We start from the raw sequence: 24,673 nt of genomic DNA, 5'->3' as shown, positions 1-24,673 counted from the left end.
CGGGCCTACTCGCGGACGTGACCGTCGCCGGTCACCACGTACTTCGTCGAGGTCATCTCGGGCAGCCCCATCGGCCCGCGGGCGTGCAGCTTCTGGGTGCTGATGCCGATCTCGGCACCGAACCCGAGCTCGCCGCCGTCGGTGAACCTGGTCGAGGCGTTGACGAGGACGGCTGCCGAGTCGACGGCCGCCGTGAAGCGGCGCGCGGCGCCGAGGTCCTCGGTCATGATGGCCTCGGTGTGCTGGCTGGACCAGCGGCGGATGTGACGGACGGCCGCGTCCAGGTCGGGTACGACGGCCGCGGCGATGTCGAGCGAGAGGTACTCGGTGCCCCAGTCGTCGTCGGTGGCGGCCACGACGCCGTCGTACCGGCAGAACGCGTCGTCGCCGTGCACGGTCACCCCGGCGTCCTGCAGGGCGAGGACGACCCGGGGCAGGAACTCGTCGGCCACCGCGGCGTGCACCAGCAGCGACTCGGCGGCGTTGCACACGCTGGTGCGCTGGGTCTTGGCGTTGAGCACGATCGCGAGCGCCTTGTCGAGGTCGGCAGCGCGGTCGACGTAGACGTGGCAGTTGCCCACGCCGGTCTCGATGACCGGCACAGTGGACTCCTCGACCACCGAGCGGATCAGGCCGGCCCCACCGCGCGGGATGAGCACGTCGACGTGGCCGCGTGCCCGCATCAGCTCCTTGACGCTGTCATGGGTGTCGCCCGGCACCAGCTGCACGGCGTCGGCGTCCAGCCCGGAGGCGGCCACGGCGTCGCGCAGGGCGGCGACGATCGCCTCGTTGCTCGACCGCGCGCTCGAGCTGCCGCGCAGGAGCACCGCGTTGCCCGACTTCAGGCAGATGCCGGCGGCGTCCGCGGTGACGTTGGGGCGGGCCTCGTAGATCATCCCGACGACCCCGAAGGGCACGCGGACCTGCCGCATCTCCAGGCCGTTGGCGAGCGTCGAGCCCCGCACGACCTCGCCGACCGGGTCGGGCAGCCCGGCGACCTCCCTCAGCCCCTGCGCCATGCCGGCGAGCCGCTCGGGGGTGAGCCGGAGGCGGTCCACGATGTTGGCCGGCGTGCCGCCCTCCTCGGCGCGGGCGACGTCCTCGGCGTTGGCGGCCAGGACCTCGGCCTCGCGGGCCAGCAGCGCGTCGGCCATCGCGTGCAGCGCCGCGTCCTTGGTCGCGCGGGTCGCCAGCGCGAGCTGATGGCTCGCCTCACGCGCCCGCTGGGCGGCGATCACGGGACTGGTCATGGCAACGAGCCTAGAGCGAGGCAACCGATCGCGGGTCGGCCGCGTCGTACCGTGGTCAGGCTCACCACCGGAAGGGTCCCACTGTGCCTCGAACGCTTCGTCTCGCCGCCGGCCTCGCGCTGGCTGCTCCGCTCCTTGCGCTCCCGCCGGCCGGCTCCCCGGCCACGGCGGCGGAGCCGGCCGCACCCGCGGCGCCGGCGTTCCGCCTGTGGGCGCCCGGGACCGTCACCGCCTACGCCTACCGCCAGCGGACCTGGACCGACCTCGGCCTCCGGGTCGTCGCGGGCGCCGCGCCGGTCGAGCTGTGGTCCAACCGTGGGTCCTACGCGGACCCGATCAGCACGGTGTGGCGGTCGCCCGACGGCGACGTGCCGCTGCCGCGCGGGTCGATGACCGACTTCTCCGGGCTCCGCGGCTTCCTCCACCTCACCATCGACCCCGCTCGCGCGGGCGAGAAGACCGTCGAGCTGGTCCGCAAGGGCTGCCTCAACGGCGCCGCCGAGCGGGTGCGCCCGACAGCCTCCGCCCGGTCGCCCTACCCGATGGGGTGCTGGTACAACCCCTACAGCCTCGGCTCGGTCCAGGGCGTGCAGGCCGGCTGGGCGACCCCGGTGCTCGGCCAGGACCGGCCCCTGCGGATCGGTCCGGGCCGCTACACCGTCACCGCGACGGTCCGGCCGGCGTACGCCCGCACGTTCGGCCTCTCCCCCGACCAGGCGACCCGGACGATCCGGCTGCGGGTGGTGAAGCCGGACCAGGGTGAGGTCGACAGCGCGACCACCGCGCGCCGCCCGTCCTCCCTGCGGCCCGCGACCCGGCCGCCGACGGGTCCGGTCGGTCGCACCGACGAGGCGGGGCCCGAGCCGGACCTGCGCTCGCTGCCTGCCTGGGGCCTGTCTCTGTCGAAGAGCGGCGCCTACCTCCGCTTCTCCGCCACCGTCTGGAACGCCGGCGACAGCCCGCTGGTCGTGGACGGCTTCCGGCACCGCGGCCGCGACGAGATGGATGCCTACCAGTACTTCTTCGACGCGCAGGGCGAGCAGACCGGCTACCAGCCGGTGGGCCAGATGGAGTGGGACGCACGCCCGTCCCACCAGCACTGGCACTTCGAGGACTTCGCCCGCTACTCGCTGCTGAACGCCGACAAGTCCGAGGTGACCCGGTCGAAGAAGGAGGCGTTCTGCCTGGCCAACACGGACTCGGTCGACGGCACCGTCCCCGGTGCCGACTGGCGGCCGGAGAACACCGACCTGGCGACGTCCTGCGGCGACCACTCCTCGCTGTCGATCCGCGAGGTGCTGGTGTCGGGCTGGGGCGACACCTACACCCAGTCGCGGGCGGGGCAGTCCTTCCCGGTCGCCGACCTGCCCAACGGCACCTACTACGTCGCGGTCGTCGCGAACCCCGAGCACCGGCTCGTGGAGTCCTCGACGAGCAACAACGTGGCGCTGCGCCGGATCCGCCTCGGCGGCACCCCCGCGCACCGCACCCTCACCGTCCCCCAGGTCGGGCTGGTCTCCGAGGAGGGGTACGGCGGCGTCGGCTGACCGTCCCCCACAGGTCGGCCCCCGTCCGGTTCGGTGCTCACGTCCGTCGCTCACGTCCGTCGCTCACGTCCGTCGCTCACGTCCGTCGCAGTTTCATCAAGGTCTGTGGTCGAACCTGCACATCCCACGGCTTGCCCACCGTGGGAAGTGCAGGTTCACCTGCATACCTTGATGAAGCAGCACCGAGGCCGAGCAGCACAGAGGCCGGTGGGGTGCTCCCCCGCCGGCCTCCGCGTGACCTGCTGGTCAGCCCTTGCGCTTGTTGATCTCCTCGGTGGCCTTCGGGAGGACCGTGGTGAGGTCGCCCACGACGCCGAAGTCGACGAGCTCGAAGATCGGCGCCTCCTCGTCCTTGTTGACCGCGACGATGGTCTTGGAGGTCTGCATGCCGGCGCGGTGCTGGATCGCGCCGGAGATGCCGGAGGCGACGTAGAGCTGCGGCGACACGGTCTTGCCGGTCTGGCCGATCTGGAAGGTGTGCGCGATCCAGCCGGAGTCGACCGCGGCACGCGAGGCGCCCACGGCGCCGCCGAGGGCGTCGGCGAGGCCCTCGATCGGGGCGAAGTCGCCGCCGGTGCCACGACCGCCGGAGACGACGATGGCGGCCTCGGTCAGCTCGGGGCGGCCGGTCGCCTGGCGCGGCTGGGAGGCCACGATCTGCGCGGTCTTGGCGGCGTCGGAGATGGTCGGGGTGACCTGCTCCACCGCCCCGGCGCCCGCACCCTCCTCGGGAGCGGCGGCGTTGGGCTTGACCGTGATGATCGGGGTGCCGTGGGTGACCTTGCCCGTCAGCGTGTAGTTGCCGGCGAACACGGACTGGGTGGCGACCGGGCCGCCGTCGCCGGCCTGCACGTCCACCGCGTCGGTGATCAGGCCCGACTCGATCTTGATCGACAGGCGGGCACCGATCTCCTTGCCCTCCGAGGTCGACGGGATCAGGATCGCAGCGGGGGACGACTTCTCGGCCAGCTGGGCGAGCACCTCGGCCTTGGGAGCCACGAGGTAGCCCTTCACCTGGGAGTCGTCGACGACGTACACCTTCTCCGCGCCGTAGGCCTTCACCTTCTCGGTCGCGGCGGCGGCCTGGTCGGCCGGGCCGATGTAGACCGCGGACGGCTCGCCGAGGCGCTTGGCGATCGCGAGCAGCTCGTAGGTGGGCTTGCGGACCGCGCCGTCGACGTGGTCGATGAGAACCAGAACTTCAGACATCAGCGCAACGCTCCTCAGATGAACTTCTTCGAGGCGAGGAACTCGGTCAGCGCCGTGGCGCCCGAGCCGTCCTCGTCCTTGACGATCTCGCCGGCGGTGCGCGGCGGGCGGGCGGCGGTCTCCTCGACCGCGGTCCACGCGGCGCCCAGGCCGACCTGGCCGGCGTCGACGCCGAGGTCGGCCAGCGACCAGGTCTCCAGCGGCTTCTTCTTCGCGGCCATGATCCCCTTGAACGACGGGTAGCGGGCCTCGCCGGACTGGTCGGTGACCGAGAGCACCAGCGGCATGGTGCCGCCGATGACCTCGGTGGCGGTGTCGCCGTCACGCTTGATGCGCACCTGGTCGCCCTGGGTCTCGATGACCGAGGCGAGCGTGACCTGCGGGAGGCCGAGCCGCTCGGCGACCATGGCCGGCAGCACGCCGCCCACGCCGTCGGTCGAGGCCATGCCGCAGACGACGAGATCGACCTTCTTCTCCGCGCCGGCCTTCTCGACCGCCTTGGCCAGCACCAGCGAGGTGGCGGCGTAGTCGGAGCCCGCGATCGCCTCGTCGGAGACGTGGATGCCCTGGTCGGCGCCCATCTGCAGCGCCTTGCGCACCGCGTCGACGGCCTTCTCCGGGCCCACGCACAGCGCCGTGACGACGGTGTCGTCGCCGGCCTTCTCCTTCAGCTGGAGGGCCTGCTCCACGGCGTACTCGTCGAGCTCGGACAGCAGCCCGTCGACGCCGACGCGGTCCACGGTGTTGTCCGACTCGAAGTGCCGGTCGGCAGTCGCGTCGGGGACGTACTTCACACAGACGACAATGTTCATGGTGGTGTGGCCGGTCGGCCCCTCCTGTGCACTCGGGTTCGAGGCGAGGTTACCGTCGCGTCACGAGGGTCGAAACACGGCCGAGGGTCGGATGCGTCACAGCGACGCTGTCACGGTCACGGCCGGATGATGCGCTCGAGGACCCGCCCCACGACCAGGTAGGCGATCGCCGCGATGCCCCAGTTCGCCAGGGCGTTCTTGGTCGCCGCGTCCGCGCCGTCGAAGGTGAAGACGCCGTTGCTGCGCGAGAAGACGTCGAGGTCGAGGGCGTCGGCGACGTCGAGCACGAACCGCACCAGCGCGTTGTCCCGGTTCGCGTCCAGCGCGATCAGCAGCGCGCCGACCGCGAGGAACAGCGCGCACACCACCGCCGCCAGCCAGACCAGCTGTGCCACCCGGAGCCGCACCGACCCCGCCGGGGTCGTCGTCACCGCTTTGCGGTCCGCCACCTCGTGTCCACCCATCTCGTCGTCCTCCCCGCTGGGAGGATCGCACAACGGCGGCCGGCCCAAACCTCGGGTGACCGGCGCCACGACGGCCGACGCGGTCAGCGACCCTCGAACTGCGCCTTGCCCGGGCCGTTCTCGACGAATGACCGCATGCCGATGCTGCGGTCCTCGGTCGCGAAGAGGGCGGCGAACTGCTGGCGCTCGATTTCCAGGCCGGTCTCGAGATCGACCTCGAGACCGCGGTCGATGCTCTCCTTCGCGGCACGCACGGCGTACGACGCGGCGCCGGCGAACTGACGGGCCCACGCCACCGCCTCGGCGTACACCTGGTCGGCGGGCAGCACCCGGTCGACGAGTCCGATGGCGAGCGCCTCGTCGGCCTTGACGAAACGACCCGTGAAGACCAGGTCCTTGGCCTTGCTCGGCCCGACCAGGCGGGTCAGCCGCTGGGTGCCGCCGGCGCCGGGGATGATGCCGAGGAGGATCTCGGGCTGGCCGAGCACGGCGTCCTCCGCGGCGAACCGCACGTCGGCACACAGGGCGAGCTCGCAGCCGCCGCCCAGGGCGTAGCCGGTCACGGCCGCGACCACCGGCTTCGGGATCCGGGCGACCGCGCCGAGCGAGGACTGGAGGGGGCCCGACCGCTTCACCATGTCGGTGTACGACATGTCGGCCATCTCCTTGATGTCCGCGCCGGCGGCGAAGACCCGCTCACCGCCGTAGAGGACGACCGCCTTCACGTCGTCACGGTCGGTCGCCTCCGTGGCCGCGGCGCGGATCTCCTCCTGGACCTGCACGTTGAGGGCGTTCATCTTCGGCCGGTCCAGCCGGATCGTGCCGACCCCGTCGGCGACCTCCAGCCGCACGAACTCACCCATCGGTCCTGCCTCTCCACGTCGTCGCTCCCTGGCTGGGATTCCTCCCCGCATTGTGCCCGCATCGGGAATGATGGGCCGGTGACCCCCGGACTCTGGCGAACGCGTGGTGAGCGCGCGTCCGTGTGGCCGGGCCGGAACTGGCCGCTGGGCTCCACGTGGTCGGAGGAGTCGACGAACTTCGCGGTGCACGCACCGCGGGCCACGGCGGCGTGGGTGTGCCTGTTCGACGACGAGGGCGGCGAGCAGCGCCACCGGCTCACCGAGCAGGCGCTCGGCATCTGGCACGGCGCCATCCCCGGCGTGCGGCCCGGGACGCGCTACGGCTACCGGGTGGCCGGTCCGTGGGACCCCACCCAGGGGCTGCGGTTCAACCCCAACAAGCTGCTGCTGGACCCCTACGCCCGGGCGGTCTCCGGCGACCTGACCACGGACCCGGCGATCTACGGCTACGACGAGCACGACCACGCCCGGATGAGCGACGCGGACTCCGCGCCGTACGTCCCGCGGAGCGTGGTCGTCGACGAGACCTTCGACTGGGGCGACGATCCTCCGCTGCGGTACCGCTGGCGCGACACGGTCGTCTACGAGCTCCACGTCAAGGGGATGACCGCGCTGCACGACCGGGTGCCCGAGGAGCTGCGCGGGACGTACGCCGGGCTGGCGACGCCGGCGGTCATCGACTACCTCAAGGACCTCGGCGTGACCGCCGTGGAGCTGCTGCCGGTGCACCAGTTCGTCTCCGAGCGGAGCCTGGTGGAGCGGGGGCTCTGCAACTACTGGGGCTACAACTCGATCGGGTTCTTCGCGCCGCACCACGCCTACTCCGCCTCCGGCGACGGTGGGCAGCAGGTGACCGAGTTCAAGCAGATGGTCAAGGCGTTCCACGCGGCCGGCCTCGAGGTCATCCTCGACGTCGTCTACAACCACACCGCCGAGGCCGGCGCCGACGGGCCGACGCTGTCCTTCCGCGGACTCGACGACCGCGGCTTCTACTGCCGCGTCGGGGACGGCGTGCCGTCGGCGCCCTACCAGGACAGCTACTGGGACGTCACCGGCTGCGGCAACACCGTCAACGCCTCCAACCCCGGCGCGCTGCGGCTGATCCTCGACTCGCTGCGCTACTGGGCCACCGAGATGCACGTCGACGGCTTCCGGTTCGACCTGATGTCGGCGCTGACCCGGGTCAACCACCACGTCGACATGAGCAGCCACCTCGTCACGGCGATCGGGCAGGACCCGGTGCTGCGGCACGTCAAGCTGATCGCGGAGCCGTGGGACGCCTCGATGGACGGCTACCGAGTGGGCGAGTTCCCGCCGCCGTGGGTGGAGTGGAACGACCAGTACCGCGACGAGATCCGCGACTTCTGGCGCAACCACACCAGCGGCATCCGCACCGTCGCCACCCGGCTCGCCGGCTCGTCCGACCTCTACCTCGACGACGGGCGGTCGCCGTACGCGTCGATCAACTTCCTCACCGCGCACGACGGGTTCACGCTGCGCGACCTGGTCTCCTACGAGCAGAAGCACAACGAGGCCAACGGGGAGGACAACCGCGACGGCACCGACAACAACCGCTCGTGGAACCACGGCACGGAGGGCGAGTCGGACGACCCGGCACTGCAGGTGGTGCGGCGGCGCCAGGCGGCCAACATGATGGCGACCCTGTGCCTGTCCAACGGGGTCCCGATGATCACCGCCGGCGACGAGCGGGGCCGCACCCAGCGCGGCAACAACAACGCGTACGCGCAGGACAACGAGATCTCCTGGGTCGACTGGCGGCCCGACGACGCCTGGCTCGACGTCTACGAGGTCACCAAGACCGCGCTGCGGCTGCGGCGCGAGCACCCGGCCCTGCGGCAGCGGCACTGGTTCGAGGGCCGGCCGACGATCCGGGGCGGGCCCAAGGACCTGGCCTGGCTGCACCCGACGGGCCGCGAGATGACCGGTGACGACTGGAACGACCCGACGCTGCGCGCGATCGGGATGTTCGTCTCGGGCTCACCGCTGCGCGCCCCCGGGCCGCGCGGCGAGCAGCAGGTCGACCGGTCGTTCATGATCTGGTTCAACTCCGACTGGCTCCCCCAGCGCATCGAGCTGCCCGAGAACGACTGGGTGCAGACCGGGGAGATCGTGCTCTCGACCGACAGCCGCCTTCCCGTCGGCACCCACGTCAAGGCCGGTGACCGGCTCTCGATCGGCCGCCGCACCGTCGTCGTCTTCCGCGAGACGTAACCGCGAGTCGGCGCCACTGCAGGCAAGTAGCGCCGACTCGGCACCTCAGAGGCCGGCAGTAGCGCCGACTCGGCGTTACGGCAGGGCGACGACGCCGAGCTCGGCCGGGGAGACCAGCAGGTCGTTGTGCGGGACGACGCGGACGGTGTAGCCGAAGGCGCCGGCGTGGTCGAGGACGTGCTCGACGTCGAACCGGTGCCGCCCGCCCTCGTAGCTCTCCGCGACCGCGAGCGACTCGATGCCGGTGTCGAGCAGGTCGTCCTCGGCGTTGCTGCGCCCGTAGACCAGCTGGACGTCGACGTCCTCCGGGGAGAGGTCCCCCAGCGCCACGAAGGCGCGCACGTTCATGCGGTCGCCGACCTCGGGAGCGTCACCGACGCCGCTGCTCTCGACGTGCTCGACCCGGACGTGCTCCCACCCGGCCTTGATCCGCTTCTTCCAGGCGGCGAGGCCGGCGGCACCGGCGTAGTCGGTGTTGAGCCGGTGCGCGGTGATCGCGGCAGGGGCGTAGAGCTTGCGCACGTAGTCGCTCACCATCCGGGTGGCGAGCACCTTGGGGCCCAGCGACTTCAGCGTGTGCCGGGTCATCTCCAGCCAGCGGGTCGGCACACCCTCGGCGTCGACGTCGTAGAAGCGGGGCGCGACCTCCTTCTCGATCAGGTCGTAGAGGGCCTCCGCCTCGAGGTCGTCGCGGTGGTCGACGTCCTCGACGCCGTCGGCGGTCGGGATCGCCCAGCCGTTGTCGCCGTCGTACCACTCGTCCCACCAGCCGTCGAGCACCGACAGGTTCAGCCCGCCGTTGAGGGCGGCCTTCATGCCGGACGTCCCGCAGGCCTCGTACGGCCGCAGCGGGTTGTTGAGCCACACGTCGCAGCCGGGGTAGAGCGGCTGGGCCATCGCGATGTCGTAGTTGGGCAGGAAGACGATCCGGTGCCGGATCTGCGGGTCGTCGGAGAGCCGGACGATGTCCTGGATCAGCTTCTTGCCGCCGTCGTCGGCGGGGTGCGCCTTGCCGGCGATCACGAGCTGGATCGGCCGCTCGGGGTGCAGCAGCAGCGACTTGAGGCGCTCGGGGTCGCGCATCATCAGCGTGAGCCGCTTGTACGACGCGGCGCGCCGCGCGAACCCGATCGTCAGGACCTCGGGGTCCAGGGCGTTGTCGATCCACTTCAGCTCGGCGCGGGCCGCCCCGCGCTTCTCCCACGACTTGCGCAGCCGCCGCCGGGCGTCCTGCACCAGCTTCTCGCGCAGCACGCGCTTGGTCGCCCAGACCTCCCCGCCGGGGACCTTGTCGACCGCGGCCCAGAAGGCGTCGGCGTCGTCGGAGTCGCGGTCCGCGCCGTGGCCCGCGGCCATGTCGAACATCTCGCGGGCGACCCAGGTCGGCGCGTGCACGCCGTTGGTGATCGAGCCGATCGGCACGTCGGTGACGTCGAAGGCGGGCCAGAGCCCGCTGAACATGCTGCGGCTGACCTCACCGTGCAGCTGCGAGACGCCGTTGGCGCGCTGCGCCAGCCGGAAGCCCATGACAGCCATGTTGAAGACCGACGGGTCGCCGCCCTCGTAGTCCTCGGTGCCGAGGGCGAGGATCCGCTCCACGGGTACGCCGGGCACCGGCCCCGCCTCGCTGAAGTACTGCTCCACCAGGGTCTGGGGGAAGCGGTCGATGCCCGCCGGCACCGGCGTGTGGGTCGTGAAGACGGTGGACGACCGGCTCACCTCGATCGCGGTGTCGAGGTCGAGCTGGGGCCCGCCGGCGGCCACCGTGAGCTCGCGGATCCGCTCGAGCCCGAGGAAGCCCGCGTGGCCCTCGTTGGTGTGGAAGACCTCGGGCGCGGGGTGGCCGGTGATGCGGCAGTAGGCGCGGATCGCCCGGACCCCGCCGATGCCGAGGAGCAGCTCCTGGCGCAGCCGGTGCTCGCTGTTGCCGCCGTACAACCGGTCCGTGACGTCGCGGTAGTGGTCGGGGTTGGCCTCCACCTCCGTGTCGAGCATGAGCAGCGGGACCCGGCCGACGCTGGCGACCCAGACGCGCGCCAGCAGGTCGGGGCCGTCCGGCAGGGCGATCGAGATGCTCACCCGGGCGCCGTTCTCCTCGTGCAGGAGCGACAGGGGCAGGCCGTCGGGGTCCAGGACCGGGTAGGTCTCCTGCTGCCAGCCCTCGCGGGACAGCGACTGCTTGAAGTAGCCGTGCTTGTAGAGCAGGCCGACGCCGATGATCGGGACGCCGAGGTCGCTGGCCGCCTTGAGGTGGTCGCCGGCGAGGATGCCGAGGCCGCCGGAGTACTGCGGCAGCACGGAGGTGATCCCGAACTCCGGGGAGAAGTAGGCGATCGCCTCCGGGAGCTGCTCCCCCGCCGCGGTCCGCCGCTGGTACCAGCGGTCACCGGTCAGGTAGCGCTCGAGGTCGTCCCGGACACCGTGGAGCTGCTCGAGGAACGCGGCGTCGCCGGCGAGCTCGGCCAGCCGGGGCCGGCCGACGGCGCCGAGCAGCTTGACCGGGTCGCGACCGGTGCGCGCCCACAGCTCGGCATCGACCTGCTCGAAGACGTCCTGGCTCTCGGGGTGCCAGGACCAGCGCAGGTTGCCGGCGAGCTCCCCCAGGCCGGCGAGCTCCGGCGGGAGGACGGGGCGGACGGTGAATCGACGGATAGCACGCACACGCGGACGATACGCCGAGGTCGTTTGAACGATCAAAGGATCGGCCGAAAACGTTTGCGCGAATTCGTCCGGAGCCCGGCCCGCCGGATCGACGCGGGCGCCCACGACGTGGACCTGGCTGGTTTCCCCCGCACCACGGCGGGTACGGCGTGGGACGTCGGCGCAGCACGGCTGGACAGCACTTGCCGACCCCCTCTGCACGCTCGCTAGGTTGGAGATCATGGTCGGACGCATCCCCGTCATGAACGTCACGCCACTGGTCGACCTGGGCCGCCAACCGGCCAAGGCAACGGTCGGCGAGCCGCTCCCGGTCACGGCGACGGTCTTCCGCGAGGGCCACGACCAGCTCGGCGCCGAGGTGGTCCTCATCGGTCCCGACGGCCGCCGCCGGCCACCGGTGCGGATGACGCCCCACGCCGAGGAGCCGGACCGCTACGAGGCGTGGGTCGTGCCCGACGCCACCGGCCCGTGGAGCTTCGAGGTCGTGGCCTGGTCCGACCCGCTCGCGACGTGGCAGCACGACGCCGGCATCAAGGTGCCCGCCGGGGTGGACGTCGAGCTGATGTTCACCGAGGGTGCGCTCCTGCTCGACCGCGTGCTGGCCTCCCTCGACCCCCGGGCGTCCGCGGGCGCCGCGCAGGTCGTCAAGGCGGCGGCCGACGCGGCCCGCGACACCAGCCGACCGGCCGAGGCCCGCCTCGCGGTGCTCGAGGCTCCCGAGCTGGTCGCCCTCCTGCGCGAGCACCCGATCCGCGAGCTGCTCAGCGTCGAGGGTCCCTACCCGGCGTACGCCGACCGCGGCCGCGCGCTGTTCAGCAGCTGGTACGAGTTCTTCCCCCGCTCCGAGGGCGCCACTGTCGACGCCAAGACGGGCAAGATCACCAGCGGCAGCTTCCGGACCGCCGCCAAGCGCCTCGACGCGGTGGCGGCGATGGGGTTCGACATCGTCTACCTGCCGCCGATCCACCCGATCGGCGAGGTCAACCGCAAGGGTCGCAACAACACCCTCGACCCCGGACCCGAGGACACCGGCTCTCCCTGGGCGATCGGCTCCCGCCACGGCGGGCACGACGCCATCCATCCCGACCTCGGCACGTTCGACGACTTCGACGCGTTCGTCGCCCGGGCGCGCGACCTCGGCCTCGAGGTCGCGCTCGACCTCGCCCTGCAGGCCGCGCCGGACCACCCCTGGGTCACCTCGCACCCGGAGTGGTTCACCACCCGCGCCGACGGGTCCATCGCCTACGCGGAGAACCCGCCGAAGAAGTACCAGGACATCTACCCGATCAACTTCGACAACGACCCGTCCGGGATCTGCCAGGAGGTCCTGCGCATCGTGCGGCTGTGGATGTCGCACGGCGTCCGGGTGTTCCGGGTCGACAACCCGCACACGAAGCCGCTGGCGTTCTGGGAGTGGCTGCTGCGGGAGGTCCGCCGCACCGACCCCGACGTCCTGTTCCTCGCCGAGGCCTTCACCCGCCCGGCGATGATGCACGCGCTGGGCGCGGTCGGCTTCCACCAGAGCTACACGTACTTCACCTGGCGCAACGCGAAGTGGGAGCTGGAGGAGTACCTCCGCGAGGTGTCGCACGAGTCGTCGCACCTGATGCGGCCGAACTTCTTCGTCAACACCCCGGACATCCTCCACGCGTTCCTGCAGTACGGCGGCCCGGCGGCGTTCAAGATCCGGGCGGTCGTGGCCGCGTGCGGGTCGCCGAGCTGGGGGGTCTACTCCGGCTTCGAGCTCTTCGAGCACGTCGCGGTCAAGCCCGGGAGCGAGGAGTACCTCGACTCCGAGAAGTTCCAGATCCGCATCCGCGACTGGGACGCCGCCGAGCGCGAGGGACGCACCCTCGCGCCGTACCTGACCCGCCTCAACGAGATCCGCCGGGCCCACCCGGCGCTGCAGCAGCTGCGCGACCTGACCGTGCACTGGAGCGACGACGAGAACATCCTGGTCTTCTCCAAGACCGCCCGCGACGCCGGCGGCGCGCCGGGCGACACGGTGATCGTCGTGGTGAACGTCGACCCGCACGCTGCTCGTGAGACCACGGTCCACCTCGACGTCCGGGCACTGGGGCTGACCGAGCACGACACCTTCGTCGTGCACGACGAGATCACCGGCGAGGACTGGACCTGGTCCGCGCACAACTACGTCCGGCTCGACCCGTTCCGCGAACCCGCTCACGTGCTGAGCGTCAGGAGGACCCGGTGACCCCTGACCCCGTCTCGGACCCCGGTCCCGGGTCGCTCGGCGCGAGCACGCCCGAGTGGTTCAAGACCGCGGTCTTCTACGAGGTGCTGGTCCGGTCCTTCCGCGACTCCAACGCCGACGGCACCGGCGACTTCCGCGGCCTGGTCGAGAAGCTCGACTACCTCGAGTGGCTGGGCGTCGACTGCCTCTGGATCCCGCCGTTCTTCCCGAGCCCGCTGCGCGACGGTGGCTACGACGTCGCCGACTACACCGGCGTGCTGCCCGAGATCGGGACGATCGACGACTTCCGCTACTTCCTCGGCGAGGCCCACCGGCGCGGCATCCGCGTGATCATCGACTTCGTCATGAACCACACCAGCGACCAGCACCCGTGGTTCCAGGCCTCGCGCTCGGACCCCGACGGCCCGTACGGCGACTTCTACGTGTGGAGCGACAGCGACGAGCTCTACCAGGAGGCGCGGATCATCTTCGTCGACACCGAGCCGTCGAACTGGACCTGGGACCCGGTGCGCCAGCAGTACTTCTGGCACCGGTTCTTCTCCCACCAGCCCGACCTCAACTTCGACAACCCCGCCGTGCACGACGCGATCCTGGACGCGCTGCGGTTCTGGCTGGAGATGGGGCTGGACGGGTTCCGGCTGGACGCGGTGCCCTACCTCTACGAGCGGCCCGGCACCAACGGCGAGAACCTCCCCGAGACCCACGACTTCCTCAAGAAGATCCGCAAGGTCGTCGACGACGAGTACCCCGGCCGGGTCCTGCTCTGCGAGGCCAACCAGTGGCCCGAGGACGTGGTCGAGTACTTCGGTGACTTCGACGCCGGCGGCGACGAGTGCCACATGGCGTTCCACTTCCCGGTGATGCCGCGCATCTTCATGGCGGTGCGCCGCGAGTCCCGGTTCCCCGTCTCCGAGATCCTCGAGCAGACCCCGCCGATCCCGGAGAGCTGCCAGTGGGGGATCTTCCTGCGCAACCACGACGAGCTGACGCTCGAGATGGTCACCGACGAGGACCGCGACTACATGTGGGGCGAGTACGCCAAGGACCCCCGCATGAAGGCGAACATCGGCATCCGCCGCCGGCTGGCCCCGCTGCTCGACAACGACATGAACCAGATGGAGCTGTTCAACGCGCTCCTGCTGTCGCTGCCCGGGTCGCCGGTCCTCTACTACGGCGACGAGATCGGGATGGGCGACAACATCTGGCTCGGCGACCGGGACGGGGTGCGCACCCCCATGCAGTGGACCTCGGACCGCAACGCCGGGTTCTCCGCCGCGAACCCGGGCAAGCTCGACCTGCCGCTGATCCAGGACCCGGTGTTCGGCTACCAGTCGGTGAACGTCGAGGCCCAGCTGGAGAACTCGTCGTCCCTGCTGCAGTGGATGCGGCGGATGATCCACGTCCGGCGCGGCCACCCGGCGTTCGGGCTCGGGACCTTCCACGACCTCGGCGGCTCCAACCCGTCGGTGCTGTCCTACGTGCGCGAGCACGTGGCGGAGGACGGCTCCGGGGACCTGATCCTCTGCGTCAACAACCTCTCGCGGTTCCCCCAGCCCGTCGAGCTCGACCTGCGCCGCTACGAGGGCCGCCGCCCGGTGGAGCTGCTCGGCGGCGTGCCGTTCCCGGAGATCGGCGAGCTCCCCTACCTGCTCACCCTGTCCGGCTACGGCTTCTACTGGTTCCGGCTGACCGCCCCCGAGACGAGCGAGGAGGGGCTGCTGCTGTGACCCCCGATCCCGATGTTTTCCTGCGCTACCTCGAGCGGACCCGCTGGTTCGGCGGCAAGGGCCGACCCTTCGAGATCGCCTCCGCGCGCCGGGTCGGCGAGCTGCCCACCGCCCGCGAGGGCAACCCGGTGGTCGTGATCGAGCTCGTCGAGGTGGCGTACGGCGACGAGGTCGGCGGCACGGAGGTCTACCAGGTGCCGATGGCGCTCTACACCGACGCCGAGACCCGCCTCGACCACGCGTTCATCGGGTGGTGGGAGGACCCCGACCACGGTTGGGTGCACGCCTACGACGCCCTGCACGACCGTGAGGCGATGGCCTGCTGGCTGGTCGCGTTCGACAAGGCAGCGCGCGAGCCCGGCGGCAACCTCAACGACCCCAGCGGGCTGCGCTTCCACCGGCTGCCCGGGCACGATCTCGACCTCGACACGCACTCGACGCTCTTCTCGGGCGAGCAGTCGAACTCGTCGGTGGCCTTCGGCGACGACTCGCTGATGAAGGTGTTCCGCAAGATCACGCCGGGCGTCAACCCCGACATCCGGGTCCACGAGGTCCTCACCCGCTGTCAGAACGAGCACGTCGCGTCCCTGTACGGCTGGCTGGACTGGGTCGACGGCGACCCGACCAGCGACACCGGCGAGGGCACCGGCACGACGATGCAGCTGGCGATGCTGCAGCAGTTCCTCCGCACCGCCAGCGACGGCTGGGACCTCGCACTCGCCAGCGCGCGCAACCTGTTCGCCGAGGGCGACCTGCACGCCTACGAGGCCGGCGGCGACTTCGCCTCCGAGAGCGAGCGGCTCGGGGTCGCGCTGCGCGAGGTGCACGACGTGCTCGCCGAGCACTTCCCGGTCGAGCGGCTCGACGCCGCCGCCGTCACCGAGCTGGCCGACGCGATGGACGCCCGGCTCGACGCCGCGCTCGCCGTCGTACCCGAGCTGGCGGACCACGCGGACGCGCTGCGCGAGGCCTACGCCAGGATGCGCGACCTCGGCGGCATCGAGGTCCAGCAGATCCACGGCGACCTCCACCTGGGGCAGACGCTGCGCACCAGCCTGGGCTGGAAGATCGTCGACTTCGAGGGCGAGCCCGCCAAGCCGCTGGCCGAGCGGCTCCGGCCCGACTCCCGGTGGCGCGACGTCGCCGGCATGCTCCGGTCCTTCGACTACGTGCCGCACGTCGTCGAGCGCCAGGTCGCCGAGGACCACCCCGAGGGCGTCGAGCAGCGCGCCTACCGGGCCGGCGAGTGGGCGCACCGCAACCGCAACCACTTCCTCACGGCGTACGCCGGCGGCGAGCTCACCGAGGAGCAGCGCACGCTCCTGGACGCCTACGTCGCCGACAAGGCCGTGTACGAGACCGTCTACGAGACCCGCAACCGTCCGACCTGGGTGGCCATCCCGCTCGAGGCCGTGGCGAGGATCGGAGCAGCATGAGCACCAAGAAGGCCCCCCAGCAGGCCACGGCACCCACGCCGTCGCCGGTCGCACCCGAGGTGCTGTCCCAGCTCGTCCGCGGCGAGCACGGCGACCCGCACGCGATCCTGGGCCCCCACACCCATGACGGCGGGGTGACCGTGCGGACCTTCAAGCCGCTCGCGTCACGCGTGGTGGTGCGCTGGGGCACCGGCTCCGACGCCGGGGAGACCGAGCTGACCCACGAGCACGAGGGCGTCTGGGTCGGCGTGCTCCCGCTCCTCGACGTCCCCGACTACCGGGTCGCGGTCAGCTACGGCCCGGACGAGCACGTCGTCGACGACCCCTACCGGTTCCTGCCGACGCTCGGCGAGATGGACCTCCACCTGATCAACGAGGGCCGCCACGAGCAACTGTGGGACGTCCTCGGCGCCCGCGTGCACCACTACCCCGGTGCCCTCGGGCCGGTGACCGGCACGTCGTTCGCGGTGTGGGCGCCGTCGGCGCGCGCGGTGCGGATCAAGGGCGACTTCAACAGCTGGGACGGACGCGAGCACCCGATGCGTCAGCTCGGCACCTCGGGCGTGTGGGAGCTGTTCGTGCCCGGCGTCGGCACGGGGACCGCCTACAAGTACGTCATCCTCGGCTCCGACGGCCAGTGGCGGGAGAAGGCCGACCCGATGGCCTGCTGGGCCGAGAAGCCGGCCGACACCGCCTCGAAGGTGTTCGAGTCGTCCTACGCCTGGCGCGACGACGAGTGGATGGGCGCCCGCGCCTCGCGGCAGCCGGTCTCGGGCCCCATGAGCATCTACGAGATGCACCTGGGGTCGTGGAAGAAGCACCTCGACGGGCGCTACTGGTCGTGGACCGAGCTCGCGGACGAGCTGCCGTCGTACCTCTCGGGACTGGGGTTCACCCACGTCGAGCTGATGCCGGTCATGCAGCACCCGTTCGGCGGCTCCTGGGGATACCACGTGACGTCGTACTTCGCGCCGGACTCGCGCTTCGGCGACCCGGACGGCTTCCGGCTGCTGGTGGACCGGCTCCACCAGGCCGGGATCGGGGTGATCCTGGACTGGGTGCCCGGGCACTTCGCCACCGACGAGTGGGCGCTGGCCCGCTTCGACGGGACGCCGCTCTACGAGGACCCGAACCCGCAGCGCGGCTGGCACAAGGAGTGGGGCTCCCACATCTTCAACTTCGGCCGGCGCGAGGTGCGCAACTTCCTCTACGCGAACGCGCTCTACTGGCTCGAGGAGTTCCACGCCGACGGGCTCCGCGTCGACGGGGTGGCCTCGATGCTCTACCTCGACTACGCGCGCGACGAGGGCGAGTGGTCCCCCAACGTCCACGGCGGCCGGGAGAACCTGGAGGCGGTGCAGTTCCTCCAGGAGATGAACGCGACGGTCTACAAGCGGGTCCCAGGAGTCACCACCATCGCGGAGGAGTCCACGTCGTGGCCGGGCGTGACGCGGCCGACCTCCTCCGACGGCCTCGGCTTCGGCTTCAAGTGGAACATGGGCTGGATGCACGACTCGCTGGACTACATGGCCCGGCAGCCGGTGCACCGCGCCTACCACCATGGCGAGATGACCTTCGCGCTCGTCTACGCCTGGGCCGAGAACTACGTGCTGCCGCTGAGCCACGACGAGGTCGTGCACGGCAAGGGGTCGCTGCTGCGCAAGATGCCCGGCGACCGCTGGCAGCAGCTGGCGAACCTGCGCGCCTACCTGGCCTTCATGTGGGCACACCCGGGCAAGCAGCTGCTGTTCATGGGCGCCGAGCTCGGCCAGGAGTCGGAGTGGGCGGAGTCCCGCGAGCTGGACTGGTGGCTGCTCGACCACCCGGAGCACCGGGGCGTGTCCGACCTGGTGCGCGACCTCAACGCGGCGTACGTCGCCTCCCCGGCCCTGTGGTCGCGCGACTCCGACCCCGGCGGCTTCTCGTGGATCGACGCCGACGACGCCGGCCGCAACCTCTACTCCTGGATCCGACGCTCGGGTGACGGGTCCCCCGACGTCGTGTGCGTGGCGAACTTCGCCGCGGTCCCGCACGACGACTACCGGCTGGGGCTGCCGTCGGCCGGTGAGTGGGAGGAGGTCCTCAACACCGACGCCGAGGCGTACGCCGGCTCCGGGGTGGGCAACTTCGGCTCCGTCACCGCGGTCGAGGGCGACTGGTCGGGCCAGCCCGCCCACGCCACCATCGTGGTGCCGCCGCTGGCCACGGTCTGGTTCCGTCGACGCGGTTGATGACGGCGGTCTGATCGGTAGGGTCGGAGCGTGACCGAGCAGACCGTCGTGACCACCGTCGCGGAGGGGACCGCCCGGATCTCCTGGGGTCCCGGCCAGCCGGTCGACGTGGTGCGCCACGAGGTCGCGGCTGCCCTGGTCGAGCACGCTCGCGTGGAGGCGCTCGTGGACCCCGGCGACGAGGCGGCCCAGCGGGTCGCGACCTGGTCCGGGCTGCGCCGCGAGGGCGTGATGCGCGGCGTCACCGTGGACGGCACCCAGGTGGACCGGATCGTCTATGCCCGCCTGGCCACCGACGTGCCGGTGCACGAGCCCGAGGGCTTCCGGGCGCTGCTGAACTCCTTCCTCCCCCGCAAGCGGGCGATCAGCCAGATGCTGGTGCGCTCCGACGACGAGCGGGTGCTGCTGTGCCAGCTCACCTACAAGCAGGACTGGGACCTCCCCGGCGGCGTGGTCGAGGTCGGCGAGTCGCCGCAGGTGGCCGTGGTCCGCGAGGTCGAGGAGGAGCTCGGCCTCACCATCGACGCCGGCCGGCTGCTGGTGACCGACTGGCTGCCGCCCTGGGGCGGCTGGGACGACGCGCTGTGCCTGGTCTTCGACGGCGGCGTGCACGGCGCCGAGGTGCTCGACCGGGTGGTCCGGCAGACCCGTGAGATCCGCTCCGCGGAGTTCTGCACGCCCGAGCAGGTGGAGGAGCGGTGCGCCGACTTCACCGCCCGCCGGGTCCGCTCGGCGCTCGAGAACGTCGCCGGCCCGGGCCCGGCGTACACCGAGTCCGGCCGCGGCTGATCCGCGGGCTGCGGGACAGGCTGCTGCTGTGGTGGCTGAGCTTTCTGCAGCCGATGGTGCGCGAGTGGGCGCGGCTGCGCGGGATGGCGACGCTGGGGGCCAGGCCGAGCCGGCACCCGCTGCCAACACTGATTACATGATTACAAATGAACTGCAGGAGCGGGTGTCCGGCTGGTTCGCCGGCCGGCTCCCCGCCGAGTGGCAGCCCGCCACCGTCACGATCGACCGCGAGGAGATCACGGTTGTCCTCACCATCCCCGACGTCGAGGTCGAGGGCACCGACGCAGCCCGGGCCGAGGCGCGCGCCGGCCGGGCGTCGGCGTTCCGCGAGGAGACCCGCGAACGACGCATGGAGATCGCCCAGGAGGCCCAGCACCGGTTCGAGCGCACCGTGTCCTGGGGTGTCGCCGTGGGCGAGCGGCACGAGCTCTGGACCCACGTCGCAGCGCCGGTGATGACCCGGCTGCGCCAGCCGCAGCGGCTGGTGCTCGACACCCTGGTCGACGCCGGGGTCGCGCGCTCGCGCGCGGACGCGGTCGCCTGGTGCGTGCGCCTGGTCGGCCAGCACGAGGGCGACTGGCTCGCCGAGCTGCGCCAGGCCATGGACAGCGTCGCGGAGGTCCGCGCGAAAGGCCCCGCGGCCTGATCCGGCGCCGCTAGGTTGAGGGCCGTGAAGGTCCTCCTGAACATCATCTGGCTGGTGCTCTGCGGGTTCTGGATGGCGATCGGCTACGCGCTCGCGGGCGTCATCTGCTGCATCCTGATCATCACGATCCCCTTCGGGATCGCCTCGTTCCGGATCGCGGCCTACGCGCTGTGGCCGTTCGGGAGGACCACCGTGCGGAAGCCGACCGCCGGGGTGGGCTCGGCCATCGGCAACGTCATCTGGGTGGTCGTGGCCGGCATCTGGCTCGCAATCGGCCACATCACGGCCGGCATCGCGATGTGCCTGACGATCATCGGCATCCCCCTGGGGATCGCGAGCTTCAAGATGGTGCCGATCTCCCTGCTACCGCTGGGCCGCGACATCGTCCCGGTCGAGCAGGTCGGCTACGCCCCCATCGTCTGAGGGCCGCCGCGCGGGCCGCACGGCCACGAGGACGCCCGCCACCAGGACCAGCCCACCGCCGATCTCGGCGGCGTTGGGCCGCTCACCCAGCAGCAGCCACGCCGACGTCATGGCCACGACCGGGGCGAGGAGCACCCAGGGCACCACGGCCGAGGGCGAGTTGCGCGACAGCAGCGTGTTGAACACGGCGTACCCCACCAGCGAGGCGAGCCCCGCGGTGTAGAGCGTCGACACCACCGCCTGCCAGGAGAACGACGCGAGGGCCTCCCCCACCACGGTCGGCCCGTCCAGCACCAGGGACAGCGCGACCAGCGGCACCGGGACGACCAGCGCGGACCACACCGTCAGCGACAGCCCGCCGCGTACGCCGGACGCGCGGCTGACGACGTTGCCGATCCCCCACGAGAGTGCGCCGAGCAGGCACAGGGCCATGGCCGCGAGCGGCACGTGACCGCCCCGGCCGACCGCGACGACCGCCAGGCCGACGCTCCCGAGCACCACGCCGGCGACCTGACCCGCGGTGGGCAGCTCGCGGAGCACGCCCGCAGCGATCAGCACGGTGAACACCACCTGCGCCTGCAGGACCAGGGCCGCCAGGCCCGGCGGCATGCCGGCCGCCATCGAGACGTAGAGGAACCCGAACTGGCCCAGTGACATGAACAGCCCCACCGCCGCCACCACGCGCCACGGGGCATCGGGCCGCCGCACGACGAGGACGGCGGGGAACACCACGACGGTGAACCGGACCGCCGCGAACAGCAACGGCGGAATGGCGTGATCTCCGTGGCGCGCCATCCCCCAGTCGATCACCACGAAGTTGAAGCCCCAGATGGTCGCCACGGCGGCGGCGAGGAGCGAGTCGCGGACGGTCACCCGGCCCAGCCAACCGCAGGTGACTGTGAAACAACAGCAAACAGTCACACATGGATCCATGTAGCATCCCTGCATGATCGAGCTCGGCGCCCTGAGCAGCCTCCGCGCGGTCGACACCTACGGCTCGGTGGTGGCCGCGGCCGACGCCCTCGGCTTCACGCCGAGCGCGGTGTCGCAGCAGGTCAAGCGGCTGGAGCGGCAGACCGGGGTGCCGCTGCTCGAGCGCGTCGGGCGAGGGGTGATCCTCACCGACCACGGCCGGCACCTCGTCGACGCCGGGAGCCGCCTGCTCGCCGAGCTGGAGGAGGTCGAGTCCACGCTGCACCGGCGAGCCGGGACGGTGGGCGGCCACCTCCGCCTGGCCGCGTTCTCCACCGCGGTGCGCGGACTGGTCGCACCGGTCGTCCGCGAGCTCCGCGAGGCGCACCCCGACCTCACGGTCAGCCTCACCGAGCGGGAGCCGTGGGACACCGTCGACCTGGTCGCCCGCGGCCAGGCGGACCTCGGCGTGGTGCACCGCTGGGGCGACCTGCCCATCGAGGTCCCGGACCACCTCGAGGCCGTCGTGGTCGCCCACGACCTCGCCGAGGTCGTGGTGCGCACCGATCACCGGCTGGCCACCCGCGATCACGTCACGCCTGCCGACCTCGTCGACGAGCAGTGGGTCGCCACGCCCGAGGGCACCATCTGCCGACAGTGGCTCACCCGGATGTACGCCGGCACCGGGCAGCTGCCCCGGATCGCCCACACGTCGATGGAGTTCGACTCCCACCTGGCGCTGGTGCGCGCCGGCCTCGGCATCGCACTGGTCCCCCGGCTCGGCCGGCAGCCGCTCGGCGACGAGCTGGTCGGCGTACCGGCGCGCGACCCCGAGCCGACCCGCGACGTGATCGCCGTGCACCGGCGCAGCATGGCGGACTCGCCGGCGGTGCGTGTGGTGCTGGCGGGGCTCACTCGTTAGCGCCCTCCGACCCGGTCTCGATACGCCGGTCGCGAGCTCGTTCCTCGCTCGCGCGGCTACTCGACCTGGCTGCTGGCTCGTTGCCTTCCGAGCTTCGCTCGGAAGGCAACGGCAGCTCAGAACAATGCGGAGGCCAGGTTCTGCCGGCCCCGGAGCACCCGCGAGTCGTCGTTGCCGACGGCACCGAACAGGTCGACCAGGTGCTCGCGAGCGCGATCCCGCTCGTCCCCCGAGGTACGCCGGACCAGGTCGACGAGCCGGTTGAACGCGTCGTCCACGTGGCCGCCGAGCAGGTCGAGGTCGGCGACCAGGGTCTGGGCCTCGACGTCGTCGGGGCTGGCGGCTGCCGCCGCACGGGCGGCAGCGAGGTCCACCCCGGCGGTGCGCTGCAGGATCCTGGCCATCGCGAGGCCGGCCGCCGCCTCGGCGTCCGCGGGGTTGGCGTCGACGAGCTTCTGGTACTCCGCGATCGCCCGGTCGATGTCGCCCTCGCCCAGGGCGTCCTGCGCGGCGGCGTACCGCGGGTCGGCACCCGGTCCGGCGTCCTCGCCCTCGGCACCACCGAGGTGGCGCGGCTGGTGCCGGCCGGCGATGCCGTTGGCGGTCAGCTGTTGGGCGACCTGGGTCAGCTGGGTGCGGAGCTGGTCGATCGGCAGCACGTCCTGCAGCAGGGGCGCCGGCCGGCCGTCGATGACGGCCACGACCAGCGGGACCGACGGGATCTGCATCGCCTGGGCGATCGCAGGCACCGCGTCGATGTCGACGAGGCCGACGAGGAAGCGACCCTCGAACTCCCCGGACAGGGTCTCCATGTCCCGCGCGAGCGCCTCGCTCTCGGGCATCCGGGAGGGCGAGTAGAAGACGAGGAGGACCGGGGCGGTCATCGACGCCTCGATGGTCTCCTGGAAGTTCTGCTCGGTCAGCCGGACGGCGTACGACGACCCGGTCGGTGCTGCCGCGGCACCACCTGCGGCGGGCGTGCCGGCGAGGCCGGAGAGGTCGACGGCGCCGGGGCGGGAGAACGGCTGCTGGCTCATGGCGCCATCCTAGGGAGGCGGGCGCGACCGCCTACAGCAGACCCAGCGCGTGCGCCTCCTCGCGCAGCTCCTCGCGCACGCTGGGGTGGGCCGCGTTCTCGATGAGCTGCCGCGCCTGCTCGCACTGGTCCTGACCGTAGATCTCGGCGATCCCCTGCTCGGTGACGACGAAGCTCATCTGGAACGACGTCACCGGCTCGTCGACGAGCGGCACGATGGTCGAGCAGTCGGCCTTCGGGTGCCACGAGCGCAGCGCGATGAACGCCTGGCCGCCGGCGCTGTGCATCGCGCCGACGATGAAGTCGGTCTGTCCTCCGAAGCCGGAGTGGATGCGGGCGTTGATGCGTGAGGCGTTCGCCTGGCCGAAGAGGTCGACCTGCAGCGCGGTGTTGACCGACACCATCTTGGGGTTGCGGGCGATCCGCGCCGGGCTGTTGGTCGTCTCGGTGCGCACCATCTCCACGCGCTCGTTGTCGCCCACCCAGTCCAGCAGCTCCTCGGAGCCGAAGAGGAACGACGCCGAGATCGGGATGTTGCGGTCCAGCGCGCCGACCCGCTCCAGCGCGAGCACGCTGTCGGAGAACATCTCGGTCCAGATCCGCAGCCCGCTGCGCCCGGTCAGCCCGTGCATCGTGGCGTCGGGCACGGCGCCGATGCCGGCCTGCAGGGTCGACCCGTCGGCAACGTGCTGGGCGACCAGCGCGCCGATCCGCGCGGAGTGCTCGTCGATGGCGCCGGCCGGGGCCGAGGGCAGCGGGGCGTCGGCCTCGACGTACACGTCCACCAGGTCGGCGTAGACCAGGGCGTCACCGTTGGTCCACGGCATCGAGTCGTTGACCTGGGCGATGACGATGCCCCCGGCCCGCTTGGTCGCCTCGATGGCGGCCGGGAGGACGTTGACCTCGACGCCGAGGGACACCTGGCCGTTGCGCGGCCGGGTCGTGTGCAGCAGGACGGCGTCGGGCGGCAGCTGGCGGTTGAAGAGGGTGGGCACCATGGACAGCCGCGACGGCACGTAGCTCAGCCGCGGGCTGCGCCGCTGGCCCGGGCCGACGAACGACGTCTCGAGCGTCACTCCCTCGCGGTCGGGCAGGCCGCGCTGCCCGTTGAGCACCCACAGCCGGTACTCGTCGAGCGCCTCGTCGACCAGCGCCAGCGTGTGCCACGGGGTGGCGTGGTTGCCGGTCGCGACGATGCGCGGGTTGGGTGGGAGGGACGCGAGGGCATGAGCGAGGTCCACGACTCGATTCCACCAGACTGCGGCCGACCGGTCCTGGGTCCGAAGTCCCTGGGGGTG

19 protein-coding genes are annotated in these 24,673 nt (G+C 71.7%); 10 read left to right on the top strand and 9 right to left on the bottom strand.

What is annotated here, in order from left to right; translation table 11 throughout:
• Positions 1 to 5: 5 nt before the first annotated feature.
• Entirely contained in the window at positions 6 to 1,250 is a 1,245-nt protein-coding gene (locus ACILRH_RS09495; RefSeq protein ID WP_395692716.1) for a glutamate-5-semialdehyde dehydrogenase, read from the bottom strand.
• An 83-nt stretch (positions 1,251 to 1,333) separates the two neighbouring features.
• Between ACILRH_RS09495 and ACILRH_RS09490 the strand changes: the two genes are divergently transcribed.
• Positions 1,334 to 2,797 carry a lysyl oxidase family protein gene (locus ACILRH_RS09490; protein ID WP_395692714.1) on the top strand — a complete coding sequence of 488 codons (1,464 nt, stop codon included), beginning with the start codon at positions 1,334 to 1,336 and terminating at the stop codon, positions 2,795 to 2,797.
• 246 nt (positions 2,798 to 3,043) lie between these two features.
• Here the strand turns inward: ACILRH_RS09490 and ACILRH_RS09485 are convergent, their stop codons facing one another.
• From ACILRH_RS09485 to ACILRH_RS09470, 4 genes are all read right to left on the bottom strand, one after another.
• Positions 3,044 to 4,006: an electron transfer flavoprotein subunit alpha/FixB family protein gene (locus ACILRH_RS09485; protein WP_395692712.1), complete on the bottom strand. Its 963-nt coding sequence runs from the start codon at positions 4,004 to 4,006 to the stop codon at positions 3,044 to 3,046.
• A gap of 14 nt (positions 4,007 to 4,020) precedes the next feature.
• The gene (locus ACILRH_RS09480) at positions 4,021 to 4,818 is read right to left on the bottom strand and encodes an electron transfer flavoprotein subunit beta/FixA family protein (RefSeq protein WP_395692710.1); all 798 of its coding nucleotides are present in this window, start codon (positions 4,816 to 4,818) and stop codon (positions 4,021 to 4,023) included.
• A gap of 116 nt (positions 4,819 to 4,934) precedes the next feature.
• On the bottom strand, positions 4,935 to 5,282 hold the full coding sequence (locus ACILRH_RS09475; protein WP_395692708.1) for a hypothetical protein: 348 nt from the start codon (positions 5,280 to 5,282) through the stop codon (positions 4,935 to 4,937).
• An 83-nt stretch (positions 5,283 to 5,365) separates the two neighbouring features.
• Positions 5,366 to 6,145, bottom strand: a complete 780-nt coding sequence (locus tag ACILRH_RS09470) for an enoyl-CoA hydratase/isomerase family protein (RefSeq protein ID WP_395692706.1) — start codon at positions 6,143 to 6,145, stop codon at positions 5,366 to 5,368.
• Positions 6,146 to 6,223: 78 nt separating this feature from the next.
• Between ACILRH_RS09470 and glgX the strand changes: the two genes are divergently transcribed.
• Positions 6,224 to 8,377, top strand: coding sequence for a glycogen debranching protein GlgX (glgX, locus tag ACILRH_RS09465; RefSeq protein WP_395692704.1), 2,154 nt, complete (start codon positions 6,224 to 6,226; stop codon positions 8,375 to 8,377).
• Between the two features lie 75 nt (positions 8,378 to 8,452).
• Here glgX and glgP read toward each other — a convergent pair whose 3' ends face one another.
• The gene (glgP, locus tag ACILRH_RS09460; RefSeq protein ID WP_395692702.1) at positions 8,453 to 11,038 is read right to left on the bottom strand and encodes an alpha-glucan family phosphorylase; all 2,586 of its coding nucleotides are present in this window, start codon (positions 11,036 to 11,038) and stop codon (positions 8,453 to 8,455) included.
• Between the two features lie 220 nt (positions 11,039 to 11,258).
• On the opposite strand from glgP, the gene ACILRH_RS09455 reads away from it, so the two are divergent.
• The 7 genes from ACILRH_RS09455 (at position 11,259) to ACILRH_RS09425 (ending at position 20,505) form a co-directional block, all read left to right on the top strand.
• Positions 11,259 to 13,253 (top strand): maltotransferase domain-containing protein, encoded by a 1,995-nt coding sequence (locus tag ACILRH_RS09455; RefSeq protein WP_395692700.1) that lies wholly within the window; start codon positions 11,259 to 11,261, stop codon positions 13,251 to 13,253.
• Positions 13,250 to 14,980: a maltose alpha-D-glucosyltransferase gene (gene treS, locus ACILRH_RS09450; RefSeq protein ID WP_395692699.1), complete on the top strand. Its 1,731-nt coding sequence runs from the start codon at positions 13,250 to 13,252 to the stop codon at positions 14,978 to 14,980. Before ACILRH_RS09455 ends, treS begins: the two co-directional genes overlap by 4 nt.
• Positions 14,977 to 16,416, top strand: coding sequence for a maltokinase N-terminal cap-like domain-containing protein (locus ACILRH_RS09445; protein WP_395692697.1), 1,440 nt, complete (start codon positions 14,977 to 14,979; stop codon positions 16,414 to 16,416). Before treS ends, ACILRH_RS09445 begins: the two co-directional genes overlap by 4 nt.
• On the top strand, positions 16,413 to 18,647 hold the full coding sequence (gene glgB / locus ACILRH_RS09440) for a 1,4-alpha-glucan branching protein GlgB (RefSeq protein ID WP_395692695.1): 2,235 nt from the start codon (positions 16,413 to 16,415) through the stop codon (positions 18,645 to 18,647). Before ACILRH_RS09445 ends, glgB begins: the two co-directional genes overlap by 4 nt.
• Positions 18,648 to 18,677: 30 nt before the next feature.
• Positions 18,678 to 19,436, top strand: coding sequence for an NUDIX hydrolase (locus ACILRH_RS09435; RefSeq protein ID WP_395692693.1), 759 nt, complete (start codon positions 18,678 to 18,680; stop codon positions 19,434 to 19,436).
• A 136-nt stretch (positions 19,437 to 19,572) separates the two neighbouring features.
• Positions 19,573 to 20,082: a hypothetical protein gene (locus ACILRH_RS09430; protein WP_395692691.1), complete on the top strand. Its 510-nt coding sequence runs from the start codon at positions 19,573 to 19,575 to the stop codon at positions 20,080 to 20,082.
• Between the two features lie 24 nt (positions 20,083 to 20,106).
• Complete coding sequence (locus ACILRH_RS09425; RefSeq protein ID WP_395692690.1) at positions 20,107 to 20,505, top strand: YccF domain-containing protein; 399 nt, start codon at positions 20,107 to 20,109, stop codon at positions 20,503 to 20,505.
• On the opposite strand, the gene ACILRH_RS09420 is transcribed toward ACILRH_RS09425, so the two are convergent.
• Entirely contained in the window at positions 20,446 to 21,378 is a 933-nt protein-coding gene (locus tag ACILRH_RS09420) for an EamA family transporter (RefSeq protein ID WP_395692688.1), read from the bottom strand. The genes ACILRH_RS09425 and ACILRH_RS09420 overlap by 60 nt on opposite strands.
• 73 nt (positions 21,379 to 21,451) lie before the next feature.
• Between ACILRH_RS09420 and ACILRH_RS09415 the strand changes: the two genes are divergently transcribed.
• Complete coding sequence (locus ACILRH_RS09415) at positions 21,452 to 22,339, top strand: LysR family transcriptional regulator (protein ID WP_395692686.1); 888 nt, start codon at positions 21,452 to 21,454, stop codon at positions 22,337 to 22,339.
• Between the two features lie 116 nt (positions 22,340 to 22,455).
• Here the strand turns inward: ACILRH_RS09415 and ACILRH_RS09410 are convergent, their stop codons facing one another.
• Together ACILRH_RS09410 and ACILRH_RS09405 are read right to left on the bottom strand one after the other, a co-directional pair.
• A complete protein-coding gene (locus tag ACILRH_RS09410) occupies positions 22,456 to 23,376 on the bottom strand; it encodes a co-chaperone YbbN (protein ID WP_395692684.1) in 921 nt (306 codons plus the stop codon).
• 31 nt (positions 23,377 to 23,407) lie between these two features.
• Positions 23,408 to 24,616 (bottom strand): acetyl-CoA hydrolase/transferase family protein, encoded by a 1,209-nt coding sequence (locus ACILRH_RS09405; RefSeq protein ID WP_395692682.1) that lies wholly within the window; start codon positions 24,614 to 24,616, stop codon positions 23,408 to 23,410.
• Positions 24,617 to 24,673 lie beyond the last annotated feature (57 nt).

Origin of the sequence: Nocardioides sp. (genome assembly GCF_044226765.1) — a bacterium.
Taxonomy (GTDB): Bacteria; Actinomycetota; Actinomycetes; order Propionibacteriales; family Nocardioidaceae; genus Nocardioides.
The sequence above is the reverse complement of the archived record's forward strand: the minus strand, read 5'-3'. Positions and strand labels throughout refer to the sequence as shown.

What these genes read in the sequence shown, in the direction of transcription:
- ACILRH_RS09495 (WP_395692716.1), bottom strand. Translation starts at nt 1,250, where the DNA reads ATGACCAGTCCCGTGATCGCCGCCCAGCGGGCGCGTGAGGCGAGCCAT.
- ACILRH_RS09485 (WP_395692712.1), bottom strand. Translation starts at nt 4,006, where the DNA reads ATGTCTGAAGTTCTGGTTCTCATCGACCACGTCGACGGCGCGGTCCGC.
- ACILRH_RS09480 (WP_395692710.1), bottom strand. Translation starts at nt 4,818, where the DNA reads ATGAACATTGTCGTCTGTGTGAAGTACGTCCCCGACGCGACTGCCGAC.
- ACILRH_RS09475 (WP_395692708.1), bottom strand. Translation starts at nt 5,282, where the DNA reads ATGGGTGGACACGAGGTGGCGGACCGCAAAGCGGTGACGACGACCCCG.
- ACILRH_RS09470 (WP_395692706.1), bottom strand. Translation starts at nt 6,145, where the DNA reads ATGGGTGAGTTCGTGCGGCTGGAGGTCGCCGACGGGGTCGGCACGATC.
- ACILRH_RS09455 (WP_395692700.1), top strand. Translation starts at nt 11,259, where the DNA reads ATGGTCGGACGCATCCCCGTCATGAACGTCACGCCACTGGTCGACCTG.
- glgB (WP_395692695.1), top strand. Translation starts at nt 16,413, where the DNA reads ATGAGCACCAAGAAGGCCCCCCAGCAGGCCACGGCACCCACGCCGTCG.
- ACILRH_RS09430 (WP_395692691.1), top strand. Translation starts at nt 19,573, where the DNA reads ATGATTACAAATGAACTGCAGGAGCGGGTGTCCGGCTGGTTCGCCGGC.
- ACILRH_RS09415 (WP_395692686.1), top strand. Translation starts at nt 21,452, where the DNA reads ATGATCGAGCTCGGCGCCCTGAGCAGCCTCCGCGCGGTCGACACCTAC.
- ACILRH_RS09410 (WP_395692684.1), bottom strand. Translation starts at nt 23,376, where the DNA reads ATGAGCCAGCAGCCGTTCTCCCGCCCCGGCGCCGTCGACCTCTCCGGC.